Origin of the sequence: Corynebacterium pilbarense, assembly GCF_026930265.1 — a bacterium.
Classification (GTDB): domain Bacteria; phylum Actinomycetota; class Actinomycetes; order Mycobacteriales; family Mycobacteriaceae; genus Corynebacterium; species Corynebacterium pilbarense.
This window is the reverse complement of record NZ_JANRML010000005.1, coordinates 59,504-77,261: the sequence shown is the minus strand read 5'-3', so window position 1 is coordinate 77,261 and position 17,758 is coordinate 59,504. Positions and strand designations below refer to the sequence as shown.

Below are 17,758 nucleotides of genomic sequence, written 5' to 3'. Positions count from 1 at the left end.
GACAAAACACCCCGCCCCCCCATCTCCCCACCTGGGGAAATGCCGGAGCGTTGTCGATTCGTACAAAACCTACCGGCCCCGAAGACACCGAAAGCCCCGGAGACCGGTGGAGTTCACAAGCGGGCCGGAACTAGTAGCGCAGCATCTCCGCGACGAGGAAGGACAGTTCGAGAGCCTGCTCGGTGTTGAGTCGGGGGTCGCAAGCAGACTCGTAGCGGCCCGGCAGGTCGACATCGGTGATGTCCTGGGCGCCACCGAGGCATTCGGTGACGTTCTCGCCGGTGAGCTCGATGTGGATGCCGCCCGGGTGGGTGCCCAGTTCGCGGTGGACCTCGAAGAAGCCCTGCACCTCGTCGATGATTTTGTCGAAGTGGCGGGTCTTGTAGCCGTTCGAGGAGGTGAAGGTGTTGCCGTGCATCGGGTCGGACTGCCAGACCACTTTGTGGCCGGAAGCCTCGACGGCCTTGACGATGCCCGGTAGCACCTCGCGGACCTTGTCCTGGCCCATGCGGATGACCATGGTCAACCGGCCCGGCACGCGTTCCGGATCGAGCTTATCGGCGTAGGCGACGGCCTCCTCGGGCGTGGTGGTCGGGCCGAGCTTGATACCAATCGGATTAGAGATCAGGGCGGCGAAGTTGACGTGAAAGTCGTCGATGCCGCGGGTGCGCTCGCCGATCCAGAGCTGGTGGGCGGACAGGTCGTAGAGCCTGGTGTCGCCGTTGGAGTCGGTGGCCAGGCGCAGCATGGCGCGCTCGTAATCCACCAGCAGCGCCTCGTGGGAGGCGTAGACGTTGGAGGTGCGCAGGTTGTCGTCGCGCACGCCGCAGGCGTCCATGAAGGCCAGAGACCGGGAGATCTCGCGGCCGAGCGCTTCGTAGCGCGCCCCCGCTGGGGAGTTGGTCACGAACTCGCGGTTCCAGTCGTTGATGTGGTGCAGGTCGGCGGTGCCGGACGCGGTCAGGGCGCGGACCAGGTTCATCGCCGCGGACGAGTTGGCGTAGGCGCGGACCATGCGGGCCGGGTCGTGGCGGCGGGCCTCCTCGGTCGGCTCAACGCCGTTGACGATGTCGCCGCGGTAGTTGGGCAGGCCGTTGGCATCCAGGTCTGAGGAGCGCGGCTTGGCGTACTGGCCGGCGATGCGGGCCAGTTTCACCACCGGCATAGACGCGCCGTAGGTCAGCACCGCGGCCATCTGCAGCAGGGTGCGAACGTTGGCGCGGATGTGGGGCTCGGTGTTGGACTCGAAGGTCTCGGCGCAGTCGCCGCCCTGCAGCATGAACGCCTTGCCGTTGGCGACGTCCGCGAGCTGGGTCTTCAGCTCCTCCACCTCGGGCCCGAGCACAACAGGGGGCACAGACTCGAGGATCTTGCGCACATACTGCGCCTGGTTGGGGTCCCAGGAGGGTTGCTGCTTCGCGTCGCGGGAGAGTGCGTCCTGGAACTGCTCGTTCAGGTCGCCCGGCAGCGGGGGCAGGTCCGGCAGTACGTCTTTGGGGATGTCGATTGTCCAACTCACCTATTTAGTAGTAGCACGAATCCCCTCGCACTACAACCGTTTTCACCTGCATTTTCCCAATATATGAAGAACGTATCTCACTATTTGGACACGGAGCCGGATGCGTCGATAGGCAATGCCTCCATGCACACGCGGAATTTACGCAGGTTGTGGCGCGCATCCACGAGCGCGTCGTGGTTGCCATCCGGTACCTTGGGCAGCCGCGGGCGCCCCGCCATCTGCCAGTACTGCTTCAGCTCGCGTGTGTAGCGCGGCAGGTCCTTTGGCAATCCGGCCATGTCGCCCCAGAGCTGGGCGAACACGACGTGATCGTAGGCGCCGACCCAAGCCCACAGCTCCGGCTTGCCGCGGCCGGCGGTGAGAAACGCGCGGGCCTCGTCGCGGATCTGCTGCAGCGGCTTCCACGCCGGGTGCGACGCGCGCGGCAGCTTGTTCAGCACGTTCTCCCGCACCCATTCATTCGCGTTGGAGGCGTTGAACTCCGTGCTCACGGCGTAATATTCGCGTCCGTCTTCGGCGACGATGCCGATGGAGACGAGCTCGATGGTGGAGCCGTCCTCGATAAATTCAGTGTCGTAGAAATACCGCATCTACTTGCGCTGCTCCGACCGGATGTCGTCGAGAAGCTCGCGTCTCGACGGCCCCTTCGGCCCGCCGCCGCGGCGGGGCCAGAACATCACCGCGGCCACCGCCAGCACGGCAAGCGGCCCGGCCAGTTTCGGGTACCAACCGGCCTCGGAGGCGACGAGGTAGATCGCTACCACAACCGCCACCAGCGCAAAACGGATAATCAGGGGTTTATTCACTGGCGTGCCTCCTCCGGGTACTCCCCCGTCTCAGCCAAGGACTTCTTCACGTCAGAGGCGTAGACATCCACGTAGTCCTCCCCCACCATGTCCGCGAGTCGGCGCATGCAGTAGTCCGTGAACGGCCGCATGACCTCGCGCGAGTCGGGGTCGAAGCCATTCTCGGCGGCCCAGGCGTGCGGGTGGATCTGTTCAGAGACCTTGATGCGCACCTTCACCGGCCGCGGGATTGTGGTGCCGATCGGGTTGGCTTCCCCGGAGCCGATCATGCCGATGAGCACGATGGGCGCGCCAGTGGCCATGGCCACGCGCGCCATGCCGGTGCGGCCTTTGTACACGCGCCCGTCCGGGGACCGGGTGCCCTCCGGGTAGATGCCGAACAGGTCCCCCTTGGCCAGGACGCTTTCCGCCGCGTTCTGCAGCGCGTCGCCGGCGTCCTTGGCTCCGCGGTCCACGGGGATTTGGCCCACCGAAGAGAAGAAGAATTTCTGGATGCGCCCGGACAGGCCCGGCGAGGTGAAGTACTCCTTCTTGGCGGGGAAGGTGATCTGGCGCTTCACCAGAAGCGGCAGGTAGAACGAATCCAGCACGGCCTGGTGGTTGGACACCAAAATCGCGGCGCCTTCGTCCGGGATGTTCTCCGCACCCTCGATGGTGGGGCGGTTCCAGACAAGCAGCGGCGGCCCGAGAATAACCTTGAACAGGGAATACCACTTGTTGTTCATCGTTTACTCGCCTTCTACAGCAGTTCACGGGCCAGATCAGCGACCCCGATCATACCTGCCCGGGATCCCAGCTCAGCACACAGGATCTCCGGTTGCGGGCGGTAGCCAGCGCCGACGATGTTGGCCTCCATGGACGCGCGGGCGTCGTCCAGGTACAGGTCCGCGTCCTCGCTCACACCGCCGCCGAGGACGATGTGCGCGGGGTCCAGCACGTCGGCGACGATTGCCAGCCCTCGGCCCAGCCAGGTGGAGAAGCTGTCCAGAGCGGCTTGCCCCAGGGGGTCGCCGGCGCGGGCTGCGGCCATGATGTCGTGTCCGCTCGCCCGCTTCTCGACGACCGCCCGGTACACCAACGAATCCCGAAAACTCCCCTTGGTGGCGATTTCAATCGCACAGTCCACCAGCGACGTGCCCGAGGCGTAGCGTTCCAAGCACCCCTGCTTGCCGCAGGAGCACACGCGACCGCCGGGCACGACGGTGATGTGGCCGAACTCGGGCGCGGTGCCGAACGCGCCACGGTAGATCTCACCGTGGTGCATCAGTGTCGCACCGATGCCGGTGCCGACGGCGAAGAACACCCAGGTGTCGAGCTCGCGTCCCGCGCCGTAGCGGTACTCGCCCCAGGCCGCGGAGTTCGCGTCGTGCTCCAGGCGAACCGGCAGGCCCAGCGCCTGCTCGAGATCGCGGCGCACAGGTTGGTCGTCGCGCCAGGCCAGGTGCGGTGCGAAGCGCACCATCTCGCAGTCCGGGTCCAAAAATCCCGCCACGGCTACACCTACCGCCCCGATGTCGTGGGATGCGCGCAGCTCGTCGACCATTTTCACGATTGTGCGGGTAAGCCCCTCCGTGTCGTGCGGCGTGTGGGTGCCGAGCGAATCGACGATCACCCCGTCAGCGTCCACCACTGCTGCGCGTGCGTTCGTGCCGCCGATGTCGAATCCGACGGTCATCGGTGAGTGAGCAACCATGGAAACGCAGTCTAGTCCCGCCGCGTTTCAGCGCTGCATAGTGCAGCCAGCCGCGCCCCGAGCACGTCCCAGGAGAAGTGCTCGGACACATGCGTGCGTCCGGCTCGGCCCATGCGTGTGCGCCTTTGGTCGTCGAGAAGCAGCTGCGAAATCGCCCTGGCGACGGCACCGGCGTCGCCGCCGTCCACCACCACCCCAGTCTCCGTGGTGACTGTCTCGGGTGCGCCGCCGGACTCGCCCGCGACGACAGGCACGCCGCACGCCTGCGCTTCCAGGTAGACGATGCCCAAGCCCTCGACGTCGAGACCGCCCAGGCGGGTGCGCGCGGGCATGGCGAATACGTCCGCGGCCGCGACGATGTCGCGCAACCGCTCTCCCGGCACCGCGCCTGTGAATGCGACACCCTCGCCCGCCATCGCCCGCAACTTCCGCTCGTACGGCCCGGAGCCGACGATGACCAACCGCGCGCCTTTTGCTTGTCGACGAACCTCCGGCCACCCCCGAATCAGCACATCTTGCCCCTTCCTGGCCACCAGCCGCGAGGAGCAGACCACCAACGGGGCGTCGCCGACCCCGAGACTCTGGCGAGTGGCGGCGCGCTGGGACGCGCTGGCGGGGCGGAAGAACTCGGTGTCGACGCCAGACGGCAACGCCACGAACCGGGGTCGAGTGCCGAGTGCCGTCAGCCGCCGCCGGGTGTAATCGGAGATGTAGGTGATAGTGCCGGCGCTGCGGCCGATGATGCCCAAGGCTCGGCGGGCGACGGGCAGCATGCCCCAGCCGACTTCGTGTCCATGGGTGGTGGCGATGACGTTGCTGGCTCCCGCGCGCTTCGCGGCCGCGCCCATCAGCGCCAGCGGTGCCGCGGCGCCGAACCACACCGTTCCAATGCCGTGCACCCGGATCAGGCGCTGCATCTCCCGCGCCGTGGCCGGGGTGGGAAGCATGACGCGGCGCGGCCAGCGCACGACTGTGTAGGGCACGGAGGCATCCCACTGGTGTGCAGCCTCGGCGTCCTGCGTCGAGGCGAACACCACGAGGCTTTCCGGGCCTACACGGTTTGCAAGTTCTGTGGCGAAGTCCCGCAGATACGACTGAATCCCGCCCACGGTCGGCGGGAAGTCGTTGGTGACCAGCAGCGTCCTAATAGCGGACTGCACCTTGGACCGGCATGGAGTTCAGCGGCACCACCTGGATCGGGATGCCGTAGTCCGAGGAATGGACCACCATGCCGTTGCCGACGTACATGCCGACGTGCGTCACACCCGGGTAGTAACCGATGATGTCGCCGGGCTGCAGGGCGTCCATGGACACCGGAGTGCCGCCTGCGAGCTGCGCCTGCGAGGTGCGCGGGATGCCAATGCCGTTCTGGGCGTAGGCCCACACCATTAGACCCGAGCAGTCGAACGCGTCCGGGCCGGCAGAGCCCCAGCCGTACGGCTTACCCAACTGCGCCATGGCAGCGCCGACAATGCCGGAGTCCACGCCCGGAAGGGACGCGGAGTCCACCGGGTTGTCCTTGTTCATCCAACGCTGGCGGTCCGCCTCGCTCAGGCTGTCCACGCGGCGCTCGATGTCGGCGACGCGCAGCTCGAGCTCCTCGCGCTCCCCCTCGAGCTTCTTGCGCTTGCCGTCGAGTTCGTTGCGGGCGTGCTGCGCCTCAGCCACCGCAATGCTGGCCACACTTGCGCGCTCGCCGGCAGCGCGGTTGGCGTCCTCCAGCTCCGTCAGCGCGCGCTGCGAGTTGCGCCCGAGAGCAGCCAGGTACGCCGAGCGGTCGATCGCCTCTTGCGGATTACCGGAATCCAGAGTGGTCAAAATCGCGTCAGACTTCGGGATACGGTAGCGCGACTGCGCGATGTCGCCGACATTCTTCCGCTGCGCATCGGAGACGCCGCGGAGAGACTCCAGCTGCGACTTGGCCTCAGCCGCGCGCGCATTCGCCGACCGCAGCTTCGCCTCGGACTGGGCGATCTCGTCTTCCAGCTCCTTGATCTCCTCTGATTTCGCCGTAGCGTCGTGGGAGACGGACTCCATTTCCTCGATCAACGCGTCGACGTCGTCCGCGTGCGCAATGGGAGACACCGTTGTGGCGATGACGCCGCCAGCGACGGCGGCCGCAAATACAGCGCGGGGACGGTTGGAGTGCAGCGAGTGTTTACCCACGTTGGATACCTCTTTAGATTTCGGCGAGAACGACCAAACTATAGCTGTTCTAAAGGCCGCGGCCAAGCAAAATGCTCAACGTGTGATTTGAGTGATTACTGAGGTAAAAGAGAAAAATGCCCCGTCCGCACAATGCGCGACGGGGCAAAAAGTCTGCTGTTAGAAGCGGACCACAGAGTGGATCGGCATCATGTGCAGATCGCGGTAGCCAACAGGGATACCGGAGTTCAGCGCGTCGATGATCTGGCCGTTGCCGGCGTAGATAGCGACGTGGGACGCGCCACCGTAGTAGGCAACGATGTCGCCCGGCTGAATGTCGCTCAGAGCGACCTGCTGGCCGGCGGAAGCCTGAGCCTGGGAGGTACGCGGGATGGACTTGCCAGCCTGAGCGTAAACCCAGGAGGTGAAGCCGGAGCAGTCGAAGGCGTTCGGGCCGGAAGCGCCGTAGACGTACGGGGAGCCGATCTTAGACTGCGCGATAGAAACGATGCGCTCACCAATGGACGGCTCCGGAGCCGGTGCCGGAGCGGCAACGGGTGCGGAGTAGGTCTGCTGGACCGGAGCCGGAGCTGCCGGACGGACCTGCTGCTCAACGTTTGCGAGGAACTGGCTGAATCCCGGGACGTTGTCGACGCCCGGCATTGCCTTCACGGAAGCGATAGCGTTCTGCGCGTTGCCGCTTGCAGGTGCGCCTGCGAGCGACGGGATCCAGGCGTCGATGCCCGGAATGGAAGTGATACCCGGGACATTCTCAATGCCCGGAATCTGGGCGGAAACCGGAGTGTTGGGAACACGGACCTCTGCTGCGGAGGCTGCGGCCGGCGCGACCAGTGCAGCGCCTGCTGCGACGGCTACGGTAGCCGCTGCTGCGCGTGCTGCGGTGTTGTTCTGGCGACGGTGCTTTGCCACGATAGTTTTCTCCATATCTTCTCTTCGCCAACCGGGTTAGCTGTCGGGCGGGGTGCTGAGAAATGGCCTTGCGCCCCAAGGAAGCGTCTGACTCCCCTTTGGTTCCCCGGTCCCCGTGGCGCGCGTTCCGCGGGTGCGGACCGCCGCTTCGGGTTACGGCTCATATGTTGTTTTCGGTACATGCTGCCAACGGCTGTTGTCGCAATGTCTCGAACAGGTTACGAAACGGCAACAACGGTGTCCACCCGCCACGCCGTTACAGTTCCGTTACCAATAAAAAATGCGTGTGACGCGTCCGCATCTCAGCTTCTTTCATCTGACGCTCAGGCATCCTAAAATGCCGCATTTACCCCTACTACGCTGCACGTTTTCCCCATCACGGCGCCGACCATACCAGCGCCCAGAACTTGCACGCTGACACAACCTGAAAATCTCTGTGATCTTTGTCACATGGCCGTGTTTACGGGTTTGTAACCAAGAAAAAGCCCCTTCCCCGGAGCCGGGAAAGGGGCTAAATCGCGACCGCTAATGCGTTAGATCTACTCCGCGTTCTCGTTGGTGGCGTCGCGGTCGGAGCGGTCCTTCGTGGCCTCGAGCGCGCGCAGCGTCTCGACGGCCTCGTGGTGCTTCTGCTCCTCTGCGTCGCGCACACGCTCGGTGACGCCGAGCTCTGCCGGGGAGAACTTGCCGATGGTGTCGGAGTCCGCGAAGCCGAGCTGGTTCATCTGCTTCGGCACGCGGGCACCGGCGTACTCCAGCGGCACCGGGTGGCCGTGCTCGTCCACCGGACCCAGCGGCTGGTGGATCTCCACGAACGCACCGTTAGGCAGGCGCTTGATCACGCCGGTCTCGATGCCGTGCTCCAGAACCTCGCGGTCGGAGCGCTGCAGGCCGATGCACAGGCGGTAGGTGATGAAGAAGGCCAGCGGCGGCAGCACGATCAGGCCGATGCGGCCGACCCAGGTCATCGCGTTGAGCGAGATCTGGAAGAAGTGAGCCACGTGGTCGTTACCACCGGAGATGGTCAGCAGCAGGAAGAAGGTCAGGCCCATGACGCCGACACCGGTGCGTACAGGAACGTCGCGCGGACGCTGCAGCAGGTTGTGGTGAGCGGTGTCGCCGGTGACCTTCTGCTCGATGAACGGGTAGGTGATCAGCAGGACAACCATCAGGCCACAGAGCAGGGCCACCCAGAATGCGCCCGGGATGGTGTAGTTGCCCAGGTAGAGCTCCCACGCCGGCATGACACGGGCAGCGCCGTCAGTCCACAGCATGTAGACGTCCGGCTGGGAACCTGCAGAGACCTGCGACGGGTTGTACGGGCCGATGTTCCAGATGCCGTTGATGGTGGTCAGACCAGCCATTGCGGCCAGAACTGCGAACACGACCATCATGTAGCCAATTGCCTCGGTGGCGAACACCGGCATGATGCGCACGCCGACAACGTTGTTCTCGGTGCGGCCCGGGCCCGGGAACTGGGTGTGCTTCTGGAACCAGACAAGTGCGAGGTGAGCCGCAACCAGGGCGAGGATGATGCCCGGCAGGATCAGCACGTGGAGGATGTAGAAGCGATCCAGCATCAGGTCCGACGGGAAGTCGCCGCCGAAGATCGCCCAGTGCATCCAGGTGCCGATGATCGGCAGGCCCAGAATGATGGCGGACATGATTCGCAGACCGACGCCGGAGAGCAGATCGTCCGGCAGGGAGTAGCCCATGAAGCCCTCGATCATGCCCAGCAGCACGAGGGTGACACCGATAAGCCAGTTGGCCTCACGCGGGCGACGGAACGCGCCGGTGAAGAACACGCGCATCATGTGGGCGAACATCGCCATCATGAACATCAGTGCGGCCCAGTGGTGCATCTGGCGGACAAACAGGCCGCCGCGCACGTCGAAGGAAATATCCAGCGCGGTTGCGTACGCGCGGGACATCTCGACGCCGTTGAGCGGCAGGTACGCACCGTCGTAGATGACCTTGGTGATAGACGGGTCAAAGAACAGTGCCAGGTAGATACCGGTCAGCAGCAGGATGATGAAGCTGTACAGCGCCATCTCGCCGAGCATGAAGGACCAGTGGGTCGGGAAGACCTTGTTCAGCTGCGGGCGCAGCACGCCCGAGATTGTGTAGCGCGAATCAACGTTGTCCGCGACTTGCTCAAGTTTAGTGCTCATTAGGACTGACGCTCCCAGAATGCCGGGCCGACGGGCTCAATGAAGTTCCCGTTGGCGATGAGGTAACCGTCTTCGTCAACAGTCACAGGCAGCTGCGGCAGCGCACGGGCGGCCGGGCCGAAGACCGGCTTGCCGTACTGCAGAGCATCGAACTGCGACTGGTGGCACGGGCACAGGATGCGGTTGGTCTGAGCCTCGTACAGCGAGGTCGGGCAACCGATGTGCGTGCAGATCTTGGAGTAGGCGTAGTAGTCGCCGTAGTGGAAGTCCTCCTGGCCCTCACGCTCGATCGCCTTCTTCGCGTCCTGAGAACGCAGACGGATGAGCATGACAGCGTTGCGCGGACCGTGGAGGGAGTGCATGTGGTGCTCGTAGACGTCGCGCTCCGGGTCGAAGTCCTTGCCGTCGTTGACGTCCTCCGGGTAGAGCGGGAACACCGTCTCCATTGCACCGGCCGCGAGGTCCTCCGGGCGCATACGCACCAGGCGGGAAACACCAGCGGTGGTGTAGTGGGAACCGGTCACGCCCTCGTGCAGCTCGGCGATCGCGCCGGTGTCGCGGCCGAGGTAGACCTTCACGCCCTTGTCCTGGATGGTCCAGCCGTGGGTCCACAGGGTGCCGTCGCCGTGGTAATCCAGCTCGTGGCGGACCTTCCACGGGTTCTTGATCATGCCACCGAGCGGGGCGATGACCATCAGACCGGCCAGAACACCCGCGGTGCCAAGCAGACCCTTCAGCGCCGAGCGGCGGCCCAGGGTCGAGGTCTCCCACGCGTCGTTCAGCAGCGCGGTGGTGGTGCGGCGGTCCAGCTCGCTGGAGCGGCCGTCGTGGCGACGCTGCACCGCGATCTCTTCCGGCACGAACTTCTTCACGTACTGAATGATCGCGACGCCGAGGCCGCAGAACGCCAGAGCAGCGGTCAGGCCGAGCAGCGGCGTGTAAAGGGTGTAGATAAACAGACCCTCATCGCCGTGGAACTTCGGCTCCCACGGCCAGAACAGGTAAACGCCGAGGAAGGCCAACGCGGAGATGATCGAAATGGTCAGCCAGATGCCGATGCCGGTGGCAGCGGACTTCTCGCGCGGGTCGCCCTCGACCGGGTAGCGCTCCTTGCGGTACGCCACCGTGACGTCGTCGAGCTCGGTGCCCAGGGCGGCCAGCTCCGCATTGCTCATACGGTCCAGCTCTTCCTTCGTGTAATTCTTCTTCACATCACTCATGAGCGAGATCCAATCCACATAGCAGCGGCAGCGACCAGGGTCACGCCGATGATCCACATCGCCATACCTTCAGAAACCGGTCCAAGGCCACCGAGGGCGTAGCCACCCGGGGACGGGGTTTCCTTGGTGGACTTGATGAAGGCGATGATGTCCTTCTTCTCGTCAGCAGAGAGCTGGCGGTCAGAGAACTTCGGCATGTTCTGCGGGCCGGTGAGCATGGCCTGGTAGATCTCCTGCTCGTTGGCCGGATCCAGCACCGGTGCGTACTTACCGGACGACAGTGCGCCACCGCGGCCGGTGAAGCTGTGGCAGGACGCGCAGTTCAGACGGAACAGCTCGCCACCGCGGGCAACGTCTGCTTCCTGGATCTTGCCGTCGTAGTCCTTGCCGCGCAGCTCTTCCATGGCCAGCGAGCCGTCCTCGTTGTACACCAGCTCCGGGCCACCGCCGTTCGCCGCAACGTAGGCGGCGAGGGCAAGTGCCTGCTCTTCGGTGTAGCGCGGACGCTTGCGCTCAGCCTGAGCGTCGTTGGACATCATCGGCATACGGCCGGAGTTGACCTGGAAGTACACGGCGCCTTCGCCGGTACCGATGAGCGACGGACCACGGTCCTCGACGCCCTGCAGGTTCGCGCCGTGACAGGTGATGCAGGCGACGTCGTAGAGGTCCTTGCCCTCCTGGATCAGCGCCTGATCATCACGGGCCGCCGTCGCCACCTGTGCGTTCGGGGTGAGAGCAGATGCGAGCAGACCCGCACCAGTCAACCCCAGCGTCAGGGCCGCTGCGCCAGCGAGCGTGCGCTGCGTCTTGCGTCCCTGGCGCTTCTTCTTGGGTGTGTTTTCCATTGTGTTCCCTTTATCGACTTTTCAGAACTTTTCCGCTCCCCAGGCAATCGCCTGGAAGTGCACTACTGAACGAGGTAGATGGTGATGAACACGCCGATCCAGATGGCATCGACGAAGTGCCAGTAGTAGGAAACCGCCATTGCGGCGGTTGCCTGAGCCGGGGTGAACTTCGACTTGGCCACGCGCAGCAGCACCACGATGAACGCGATGATGCCGGCGGTCACGTGGGCCATGTGGAAGCCGGTGATGATGTACACCACCGAACCGAAAACGGAGGACTGCGGCGTTACGCCAGCCAGTACCAACTCGCTCCACTCGAAGGCCACCAGGCCAAGGAAGATGACGCCCAGCACAACGGTCACAGTGAACCACTTGCGCAGGCCGAACACGTCACCCCTCTCGGCGGCGAAAACGCCGAACTGGGAGGTGAAGGAGGACGCGATCAGCACGGCGGTGATGATGCCGCCGAACAAAACGTTGATGTGATCGGTCTGGGTGCTCCAGTCACCATTAGCGAGGCCGTTTGCACGCGACGTGAAGTACATCGCGAACAAACCGGCAAAGAACATGAGCTCTTGGGCGAGGAACGCAATCGTGCCCACGCTGACCATGTTCGGACGGTTCAGCGCTGGGACGCGATTCTGCGGCGTCGCCATATCTTGGTTTGTCATTGCGGTCGTCACGGGTGAGATTATCCCCTATTTCGTCCTGATATTCATCTCACCCACCCCCGAATTTTCCCTGTGAAGTCGCGCGCAACCAGCGCCTTTTGGATACACACGTATGACGGAAAAACTTTTTTATTTTTACGGGAACTTTTCTGCCCCAAATCCGACTAGATCAATGCTGGTCATCGCGTCAGGCGGCAATCCCCCTCCCCCCACCGAGCAGTTTCGGCACAAATTTCCGCCCATTTTTCGGCGGGCGGTAAAGTTCCCGAGTGTGCCTGATCTCACACCCGTAGCGGTCCGCCTCAACGGGCTAAATGGGGGACAAACTTTCGGATGACCGCGCCAAAAACCGCACCTTAACAACAGAAAAATCCCCCGTCGCGACTACTAGCGGCGGGGGAATTCTCGTTTCAGCGTCTAGTGCTTCTCGCGCGGAATACCGTACTGCAGGCTCAGCATGGTGGTGGCCCAAATCAGGAACACTGCACCAAGGGCGAGCAGCCACAGTTGCCAGAAGGCGATGCCCAGGCCGAGCACGCAGATGGCGACGGACATCGTGAACGGCCAGATGGAGCTCGGGGAGAAGAAGCCGAGCACGCCAGCGCCGTCCTCAATCTCCGCCTCTTCCCAGTCCTCCGGAACAATATCCATGCGACGCTCGGTGATGTCGAGGTAGCCGGCGAGCATGAAGGACATGACAGCAGCCAGCACGAGGCCAACAGCGCCGACCCACTCCACGCCGAAGAGGTACGCGTCCTCACCGATCCAAGCGGTGGCGAGGATGTAGAACACGGCCATCAAAGCAAGGAAGGTGCCGATGGCGTAGAAAACCTTTGATCCAGTTCCCATGGCTTCGCTCTCTCTTTCTTAAACGTTCGCGTTCGGGTCGACAGAGTTGTTGCCGTCGCGGGTGTCAGTGCGGCCCGAGACGAACGGACGGGTGGAGGTGGCGTACGGGTCCTCGCCGATGGACTTCAGTGCCTCGGAGTTCGGGGCACCCGGGTTGTCGCGGCGGAACTGGATGTACTGCTCGAACTTCTCCGGGCTCACGGCGCGGACCTCGAAGTTCATCATTGCGTGGTAGGTACCGCACATCTCGGCGCAGCGGCCGACGAAGGCGCCCTCTTCCTCAATGCGCTCGATCTGGAACGCGCGCTGCTGCTGGTTGTTCTCCGGGTGCGCGTAGACGTCGCGCTTGAACAGGAACTCCGGAACCCAGAACGCGTGGTTCACGTCGCCGGACGCGAGGCGGAACTCAATCGCCGTGTCGGTCGGCAGCACCAGCACCGGCACCTCTTCGGTGGAGCCGATGGTCTCGATCTTGTTGAAGTTGAGGTAGGACTGGTCGCCCATGGACGTGCCGTGGATCGGGTTCGCGTTGTGCATGTCCTCCGGGTCATACTTGGTCTCCTCGGCGAGCGCCTGACGCTCGGCATCCAGACCGTCGTAGTCCTGGCCGTCCGCGGTCAGGTCGCCGGCAACGTTGGCGTAGCCGAACTTCCAGTTCCACTGGTAGCCGGTGACGTCCACAGTCACCTTCGGGTCCTTGTCCAGGGCGGTGGTCTTCGTCTGCGCCTGCACGGTGAAGAAGAACAGCACCATCACGATGATGATCGGCAGGACGGTCAGCCCCAGCTCGAGGCCCACGTTGTACTGCGTCTGGCGCGGGAACTCGCCGGCGCCGCTCTTTGCGCGGGCCTTAGAGTTCCAGCGGACGATGGCCATGATGAACAGCCCCCACATGATGATGCCGATAATCCAGGCGGCAACCCAGGTCCAGACCCAGAAGTTGTACATCTGGGTGCCCTCCGGGGTGACCGGGTCCGGCCAGCCCATGTCGAGGATGTTTGCGACCGCCTCCGGCGCAGCGACGTCACAGCCAGCGAGCCCGAAGCTGCCAAGCAGGAGTGCTGCCGCGACGCCGGCCTTCTTGGCGAAACCGCGGTTTACTTCCTTATCCACGTGTGTCTGCCTTCCTGTCCACACTAAAAACACTGAATGCTCATGTTCGTGACAGAACATTCCTACGGGGTCAGAATAGTTCATCCGGCCTGGCCCGTCGGAATCTTGAAAGTGGGGGCTGCGGTGGGGGCCGGGAGCTCGTCGATAAGCAAGTGCTTAGCGACGATAATGCTCCGCCAAGCAAACGCGACCGCGAAAAAGTTCATCCTTAAGTTGGCCCCCTTATGGGGCACGGCGAAAGTTGGGCGGTTCCGGTTCACGAAAACGTGGTGCAAAACCTTATTGTTGAGGGGACTTCCCGCCGCGTGAAAACGGCGCACCTTATATATACGGAGAGGTTTGAGTATGTGTGGCCTTCTTGCCCTGCTAACCGCGGACGCAAACGCAGCCAAGTTCGTTGATTCTGTCGAGCGCGCCCTGCCGTGCATGTACCACCGCGGCCCAGATGCGGCCGGCACCTGGAACGACGACTCGGCCGTGTTCGGGTTCAACCGCCTGGCCATCATCGACCTCGAGCATTCCCACCAGCCGCTGCGTTGGGGCCCGGCAGACAACCCGGAGCGCTACGCGCTGACCTTCAACGGCGAGATTTACAACTACATCGAGCTGCGTGAAGAACTGCAGGCCGCCGGCCACACTTTCAACACTTCCGGCGACGGCGAGCCGATTGTGGTGGGCTTCCACCACTGGGGTGCGAACGTGGTGGAGCACCTGCGCGGCATGTTCGCCTTTGTCATCTGGGATACCGAGACGCAGACGATGTTCGCGGCGCGCGACCAGTTCGGTATCAAGCCGCTCTTCTACGCCACCACCGACAAGGGCACGGTCTTCGCCTCCGAGAAGAAGTCCATCCTGGAGATGGCGCCGGAGCTCGGTCTAGGCCTGGATCTTGACCGTCGTGCGATCGAGCACTACGTGGACCTGCAGTACGTGCCCGAGCCGGAAAGCCTGCACAAGGAGATCCGCCGCGTCGAGTCCGGCTGCACCGTCACCTTGAAGCCGGGCGGAAAGGTGCACTCGGACCGCTACTTCAAGCCGCACTTCAAATCCCAGCCAGTGCCGAAGGGCAAGGAGCAGGATCTCTACGACCGCATCGCGCGTGCGCTGGAGAACTCCGTGGAAAAGCACATGCGTGCCGATGTCACCGTGGGCTCCTTCCTCTCCGGCGGCATCGACTCCACCGCAATTGCCACCCTGGCGAAGCGCCACAACCCGAACCTGCTCACCTTCACCACCGGTTTTGAGCGCGAGGGCTACTCCGAGGTGGACGTGGCCGCCGAATCCGCCGAGGCGATCGGTGTGGAGCACATCGTAAAGATTGTCTCCCCCGAGGAGTACGCGGACGCCATCCCGAAGATCATGTGGTACCTGGACGACCCGGTGGCGGACCCGTCCCTGGTGCCGCTGTTCTTCGTCGCCCAGGAGGCCCGCAAGCACGTCAAGGTGGTGCTCTCCGGCGAGGGCGCCGACGAGCTGTTCGGCGGCTACACCATTTACAAGGAGCCGCTGTCGCTCGCGCCGTTTGAGAAGCTTCCGGGTGCACTGAACAAGGGCCTGAACCGTTTGAGCCGCGTGCTGCCGGAGGGGATGAAGGGCAAGAGCCTGCTCGAGCGCGGCACCACCCCGATCGAGGACCGCTACTACGGCAACGCCCGCTCCTTCAACTTCGACCAGCTCAGCCGCGTGCTGCCGTGGGCGAAGCGCGAATGGGACCACCGCGAGGTCACCGCCCCGATCTACGCCGCCTCCACCGAGATGGACCCCGTGGCACGCATGCAGAACCTGGACCTGTTTACCTGGATGCGCGGCGACATCCTGGTCAAGGCCGACAAGATGAACATGGCCAACTCGCTGGAGCTGCGCGTTCCTTTCTTGGACAAGGAGGTCTTCGAGGTCGCCCAGACCATCCCGTTTGACCAGAAGATCGCCAAGGGCACCACCAAGTACGCACTGCGCAAGGCAATGGAGCAGATCGTGCCGCCGCACGTTTTGCACCGCAAGAAGCTGGGCTTCCCGGTGCCGATGCGCCACTGGCTGGCTGGCGACGAGCTCTACGGCTGGGCGCAGGACACCATCCGCGAGTCCGAGACCGACGACATCTTCGCTAAGGACCAAGTCCTGGAGATGCTCAAGGAGCACCGCGACGGTGTCTCCGACCACTCCCGCCGCCTGTGGACGGTGCTGGCGTTCATGGTCTGGCACGGCATCTTTGTCGAGCACCGCATCGACCCGCAGATCGAGCACAAGGACTACCCGGTCCAGCTCTAGGTAGCGCCAGCACTACCTCAGACGTAGTGCCAGGGGTGTGGTGCTGCGACCCGAGTGCGGGTTGGATGAGATGCATGTCAACAGCACGCAAAGTTCTCCTCACGGTCGGCGGCCTCATGGTCGCGCTTATTCTCGCAGCGGTTGCCGCCTTGTATGTCTACGGCCCCACTGCCACCGCCATGTACACGGGCACCGCTCGGTTCTTTGGCACGGACACCCCGAAGCGCTACACCTCTACGGTGCTCGACCTCGCCAGCCAGGGCATCTACGCAGACTCTGCGGAGTTTGCTGAGGCCAGCGCTGCCGCTCGAGAGGAAGCGAAGCACGCCGAGACGCTCGAGGACATCCGTCCCGCACTCGATAAGGCGGTGCACGCCGCCGGAGGCAAGCACTCCAAAATGCTCGCACCGGCCACTGGCGACGATGACGAGGTTGCCGCAACAGAGGCCGCCAGCGTGGCGGTCAGAGGCGGCGTCGCGGTTGCGACGGTGCCTGGAGTCGACCGCCACGCTGACATCCAGGCATACGCGGACACTCTCACCAGCGGCCTGATCCAGGCCCGGGACGATGGGGCTTGTGGGGCTATCGTGGACCTGCGCGGCAACTACGGTGGCGATATGGGCCCAATGCTCGCTGGGCTCTCACCTCTACTTCCAGACGGTGAGGTGCTCGAATTTGTCGCAGCAGGCGGCTCGATGCCGGTCAGCGTCAGCGGTAACGCGGTCAACGGCGGAGGAAGCGCTCTTGAAACCGCGGGTGGCAAATGGGATGCGCCTACCGCTGTGCTTGTGGACGAACACACCGCCTCGTCCGGTGAAGCAACGATGTTGTCGTTCCGCGGCTTGGAACGCTCGCGCAGCTTCGGGGCCCCGACAGCCGGCTACGCCTCAGCCAACATGGTCTACGACTTCCCCGATGGGAGCAGCCTGATGCTCACCATTGCGAAGGACCGCGCCCGGACCGGCGAAACGTTCGCGGAAGATCCCATCCACCCCGATGCCGGGGGCGGTGAAGCAGAGGCGCTGGCGTGGCTCGCCGAGGAGCACGGCTGCCGGTAGCTGCACGAAAAAGCTCCGCACTGTGTGACGGTGCGGAGCTTTAGTCGTCGATAAGCAAAAAGTGCTTAGTTGAAGCTGTCGCCGCAAGCGCAGGCGGAACCGGCGTTCGGGTTATCGATGGTGAAGCCCTGCTGCTCGATGGTGTCCGCGAAATCGATGGTGGCACCCATGAGGTACGGCACGCTCATCTTGTCCACGACCAGGCGCACGCCGCCGACCTCGTCGGCCTTGTCGCCGTCCAGGTCACGGTCGTCGAAGTAGAGCTGGTAGCGCAGGCCAGCGCAGCCGCCCGGCTGAACAGCGATACGCAGGGACAGGTCGTTGCGACCCTCCTGGTCAAGCAGCGCCTTCGCCTTCGCTGCGGCGGCCTCGGTCAGATTCACGCCGGTGGTAGAGGTGGGGGCAGTCATTGCAGTCTCCTTCGTGCGTCGACTTCAAGCTTCGATTTGGAGTGTGCGCCCATGCTACGC

18 protein-coding genes and 1 riboswitch are annotated in these 17,758 nt (G+C 64.0%); of the genes, 2 read left to right on the top strand and 16 right to left on the bottom strand.

What is annotated here, in order from left to right:
* Positions 1-130 precede the first annotated feature (130 nt).
* The 15 genes from NUW87_RS05630 to NUW87_RS05560 form a co-directional block, all read right to left on the bottom strand.
* Positions 131-1,519: a class II 3-deoxy-7-phosphoheptulonate synthase gene (locus NUW87_RS05630; RefSeq protein ID WP_239219937.1), complete on the bottom strand. Its 1,389-nt coding sequence runs from the start codon at positions 1,517-1,519 to the stop codon at positions 131-133.
* Positions 1,520-1,599: 80 nt separating this feature from the next.
* Positions 1,600-2,109, bottom strand: coding sequence for a polyadenylate-specific 3'-exoribonuclease AS (locus NUW87_RS05625; RefSeq protein WP_239219939.1), 510 nt, complete (start codon positions 2,107-2,109; stop codon positions 1,600-1,602).
* Positions 2,110-2,325 carry a hypothetical protein gene (locus tag NUW87_RS05620; protein WP_034998511.1) on the bottom strand — a complete coding sequence of 72 codons (216 nt, stop codon included), beginning with the start codon at positions 2,323-2,325 and terminating at the stop codon, positions 2,110-2,112.
* Complete coding sequence (locus tag NUW87_RS05615; protein WP_239219941.1) at positions 2,322-3,050, bottom strand: lysophospholipid acyltransferase family protein; 729 nt, start codon at positions 3,048-3,050, stop codon at positions 2,322-2,324. The genes NUW87_RS05620 and NUW87_RS05615 overlap by 4 nt, the downstream gene beginning before the upstream one ends.
* 14 nt (positions 3,051-3,064) lie before the next feature.
* Positions 3,065-4,018 (bottom strand): ROK family protein, encoded by a 954-nt coding sequence (locus NUW87_RS05610; protein WP_239219943.1) that lies wholly within the window; start codon positions 4,016-4,018, stop codon positions 3,065-3,067.
* An 11-nt stretch (positions 4,019-4,029) separates the two neighbouring features.
* Positions 4,030-5,178, bottom strand: a complete 1,149-nt coding sequence (locus NUW87_RS05605; RefSeq protein ID WP_269027636.1) for a glycosyltransferase family 4 protein — start codon at positions 5,176-5,178, stop codon at positions 4,030-4,032.
* On the bottom strand, positions 5,162-6,184 hold the full coding sequence (locus tag NUW87_RS05600; protein WP_269027635.1) for a C40 family peptidase: 1,023 nt from the start codon (positions 6,182-6,184) through the stop codon (positions 5,162-5,164). Before NUW87_RS05600 ends, NUW87_RS05605 begins: the two co-directional genes overlap by 17 nt.
* 159 nt (positions 6,185-6,343) lie before the next feature.
* Positions 6,344-7,093 carry a C40 family peptidase gene (locus NUW87_RS05595; protein WP_269027634.1) on the bottom strand — a complete coding sequence of 250 codons (750 nt, stop codon included), beginning with the start codon at positions 7,091-7,093 and terminating at the stop codon, positions 6,344-6,346.
* 13 nt (positions 7,094-7,106) lie between these two features.
* Positions 7,107-7,235, bottom strand: a riboswitch (cyclic di-AMP (ydaO/yuaA leader).
* A gap of 397 nt (positions 7,236-7,632) precedes the next feature.
* A complete protein-coding gene (gene qcrB, locus NUW87_RS05590; RefSeq protein ID WP_239219949.1) occupies positions 7,633-9,264 on the bottom strand; it encodes a cytochrome bc1 complex cytochrome b subunit in 1,632 nt (543 codons plus the stop codon).
* On the bottom strand, positions 9,264-10,484 hold the full coding sequence (qcrA, locus tag NUW87_RS05585; protein WP_239219951.1) for a cytochrome bc1 complex Rieske iron-sulfur subunit: 1,221 nt from the start codon (positions 10,482-10,484) through the stop codon (positions 9,264-9,266). The genes qcrB and qcrA overlap by 1 nt, the downstream gene beginning before the upstream one ends.
* Positions 10,481-11,329 (bottom strand): cytochrome bc1 complex diheme cytochrome c subunit, encoded by an 849-nt coding sequence (gene qcrC / locus NUW87_RS05580; RefSeq protein WP_239219953.1) that lies wholly within the window; start codon positions 11,327-11,329, stop codon positions 10,481-10,483. The genes qcrA and qcrC overlap by 4 nt, the downstream gene beginning before the upstream one ends.
* Before the next feature lie 62 nt (positions 11,330-11,391).
* Positions 11,392-12,012, bottom strand: coding sequence for an aa3-type cytochrome oxidase subunit III (gene ctaE, locus NUW87_RS05575; protein WP_239219955.1), 621 nt, complete (start codon positions 12,010-12,012; stop codon positions 11,392-11,394).
* Positions 12,013-12,417: 405 nt separating this feature from the next.
* Complete coding sequence (gene ctaF / locus NUW87_RS05570) at positions 12,418-12,849, bottom strand: aa3-type cytochrome oxidase subunit IV (RefSeq protein WP_269027633.1); 432 nt, start codon at positions 12,847-12,849, stop codon at positions 12,418-12,420.
* Between the two features lie 18 nt (positions 12,850-12,867).
* Entirely contained in the window at positions 12,868-13,962 is a 1,095-nt protein-coding gene (gene ctaC / locus NUW87_RS05565; protein WP_269027632.1) for an aa3-type cytochrome oxidase subunit II, read from the bottom strand.
* 80 nt (positions 13,963-14,042) lie between these two features.
* Positions 14,043-14,168, bottom strand: coding sequence for a hypothetical protein (locus tag NUW87_RS05560; protein ID WP_269027631.1), 126 nt, complete (start codon positions 14,166-14,168; stop codon positions 14,043-14,045).
* A gap of 139 nt (positions 14,169-14,307) precedes the next feature.
* Here NUW87_RS05560 and asnB point away from each other — a divergent pair, with 139 nt between their 5' ends.
* Both asnB and NUW87_RS05550 read left to right on the top strand, forming a co-directional pair.
* Entirely contained in the window at positions 14,308-16,230 is a 1,923-nt protein-coding gene (gene asnB / locus NUW87_RS05555) for an asparagine synthase (glutamine-hydrolyzing) (protein ID WP_269027630.1), read from the top strand.
* Between the two features lie 74 nt (positions 16,231-16,304).
* On the top strand, positions 16,305-17,288 hold the full coding sequence (locus NUW87_RS05550) for a S41 family peptidase (RefSeq protein ID WP_269027629.1): 984 nt from the start codon (positions 16,305-16,307) through the stop codon (positions 17,286-17,288).
* A 65-nt stretch (positions 17,289-17,353) separates the two neighbouring features.
* Here the strand turns inward: NUW87_RS05550 and NUW87_RS05545 are convergent, their stop codons facing one another.
* Complete coding sequence (locus NUW87_RS05545) at positions 17,354-17,698, bottom strand: HesB/IscA family protein (protein WP_034998489.1); 345 nt, start codon at positions 17,696-17,698, stop codon at positions 17,354-17,356.
* Between the last annotated feature and the right edge of the window lie 60 nt (positions 17,699-17,758).

Bases quoted from the DNA above. Each gene is read 5' to 3' on its own strand.
- NUW87_RS05625 (WP_239219939.1), bottom strand. From the start codon at position 2,109: ATGCGGTATTTCTACGACACTGAATTTATCGAGGACGGCTCCACCATC.
- NUW87_RS05615 (WP_239219941.1), bottom strand. From the start codon at position 3,050: ATGAACAACAAGTGGTATTCCCTGTTCAAGGTTATTCTCGGGCCGCCG.
- NUW87_RS05610 (WP_239219943.1), bottom strand. From the start codon at position 4,018: ATGGTTGCTCACTCACCGATGACCGTCGGATTCGACATCGGCGGCACG.
- qcrB (WP_239219949.1), bottom strand. From the start codon at position 9,264: ATGAGCACTAAACTTGAGCAAGTCGCGGACAACGTTGATTCGCGCTAC.
- qcrA (WP_239219951.1), bottom strand. From the start codon at position 10,484: ATGAGTGATGTGAAGAAGAATTACACGAAGGAAGAGCTGGACCGTATG.
- qcrC (WP_239219953.1), bottom strand. From the start codon at position 11,329: ATGGAAAACACACCCAAGAAGAAGCGCCAGGGACGCAAGACGCAGCGC.
- ctaF (WP_269027633.1), bottom strand. From the start codon at position 12,849: ATGGGAACTGGATCAAAGGTTTTCTACGCCATCGGCACCTTCCTTGCT.
- NUW87_RS05560 (WP_269027631.1), bottom strand. From the start codon at position 14,168: ATGAACTTTTTCGCGGTCGCGTTTGCTTGGCGGAGCATTATCGTCGCT.
- asnB (WP_269027630.1), top strand. From the start codon at position 14,308: ATGTGTGGCCTTCTTGCCCTGCTAACCGCGGACGCAAACGCAGCCAAG.
- NUW87_RS05550 (WP_269027629.1), top strand. From the start codon at position 16,305: ATGTCAACAGCACGCAAAGTTCTCCTCACGGTCGGCGGCCTCATGGTC.
- NUW87_RS05545 (WP_034998489.1), bottom strand. From the start codon at position 17,698: ATGACTGCCCCCACCTCTACCACCGGCGTGAATCTGACCGAGGCCGCC.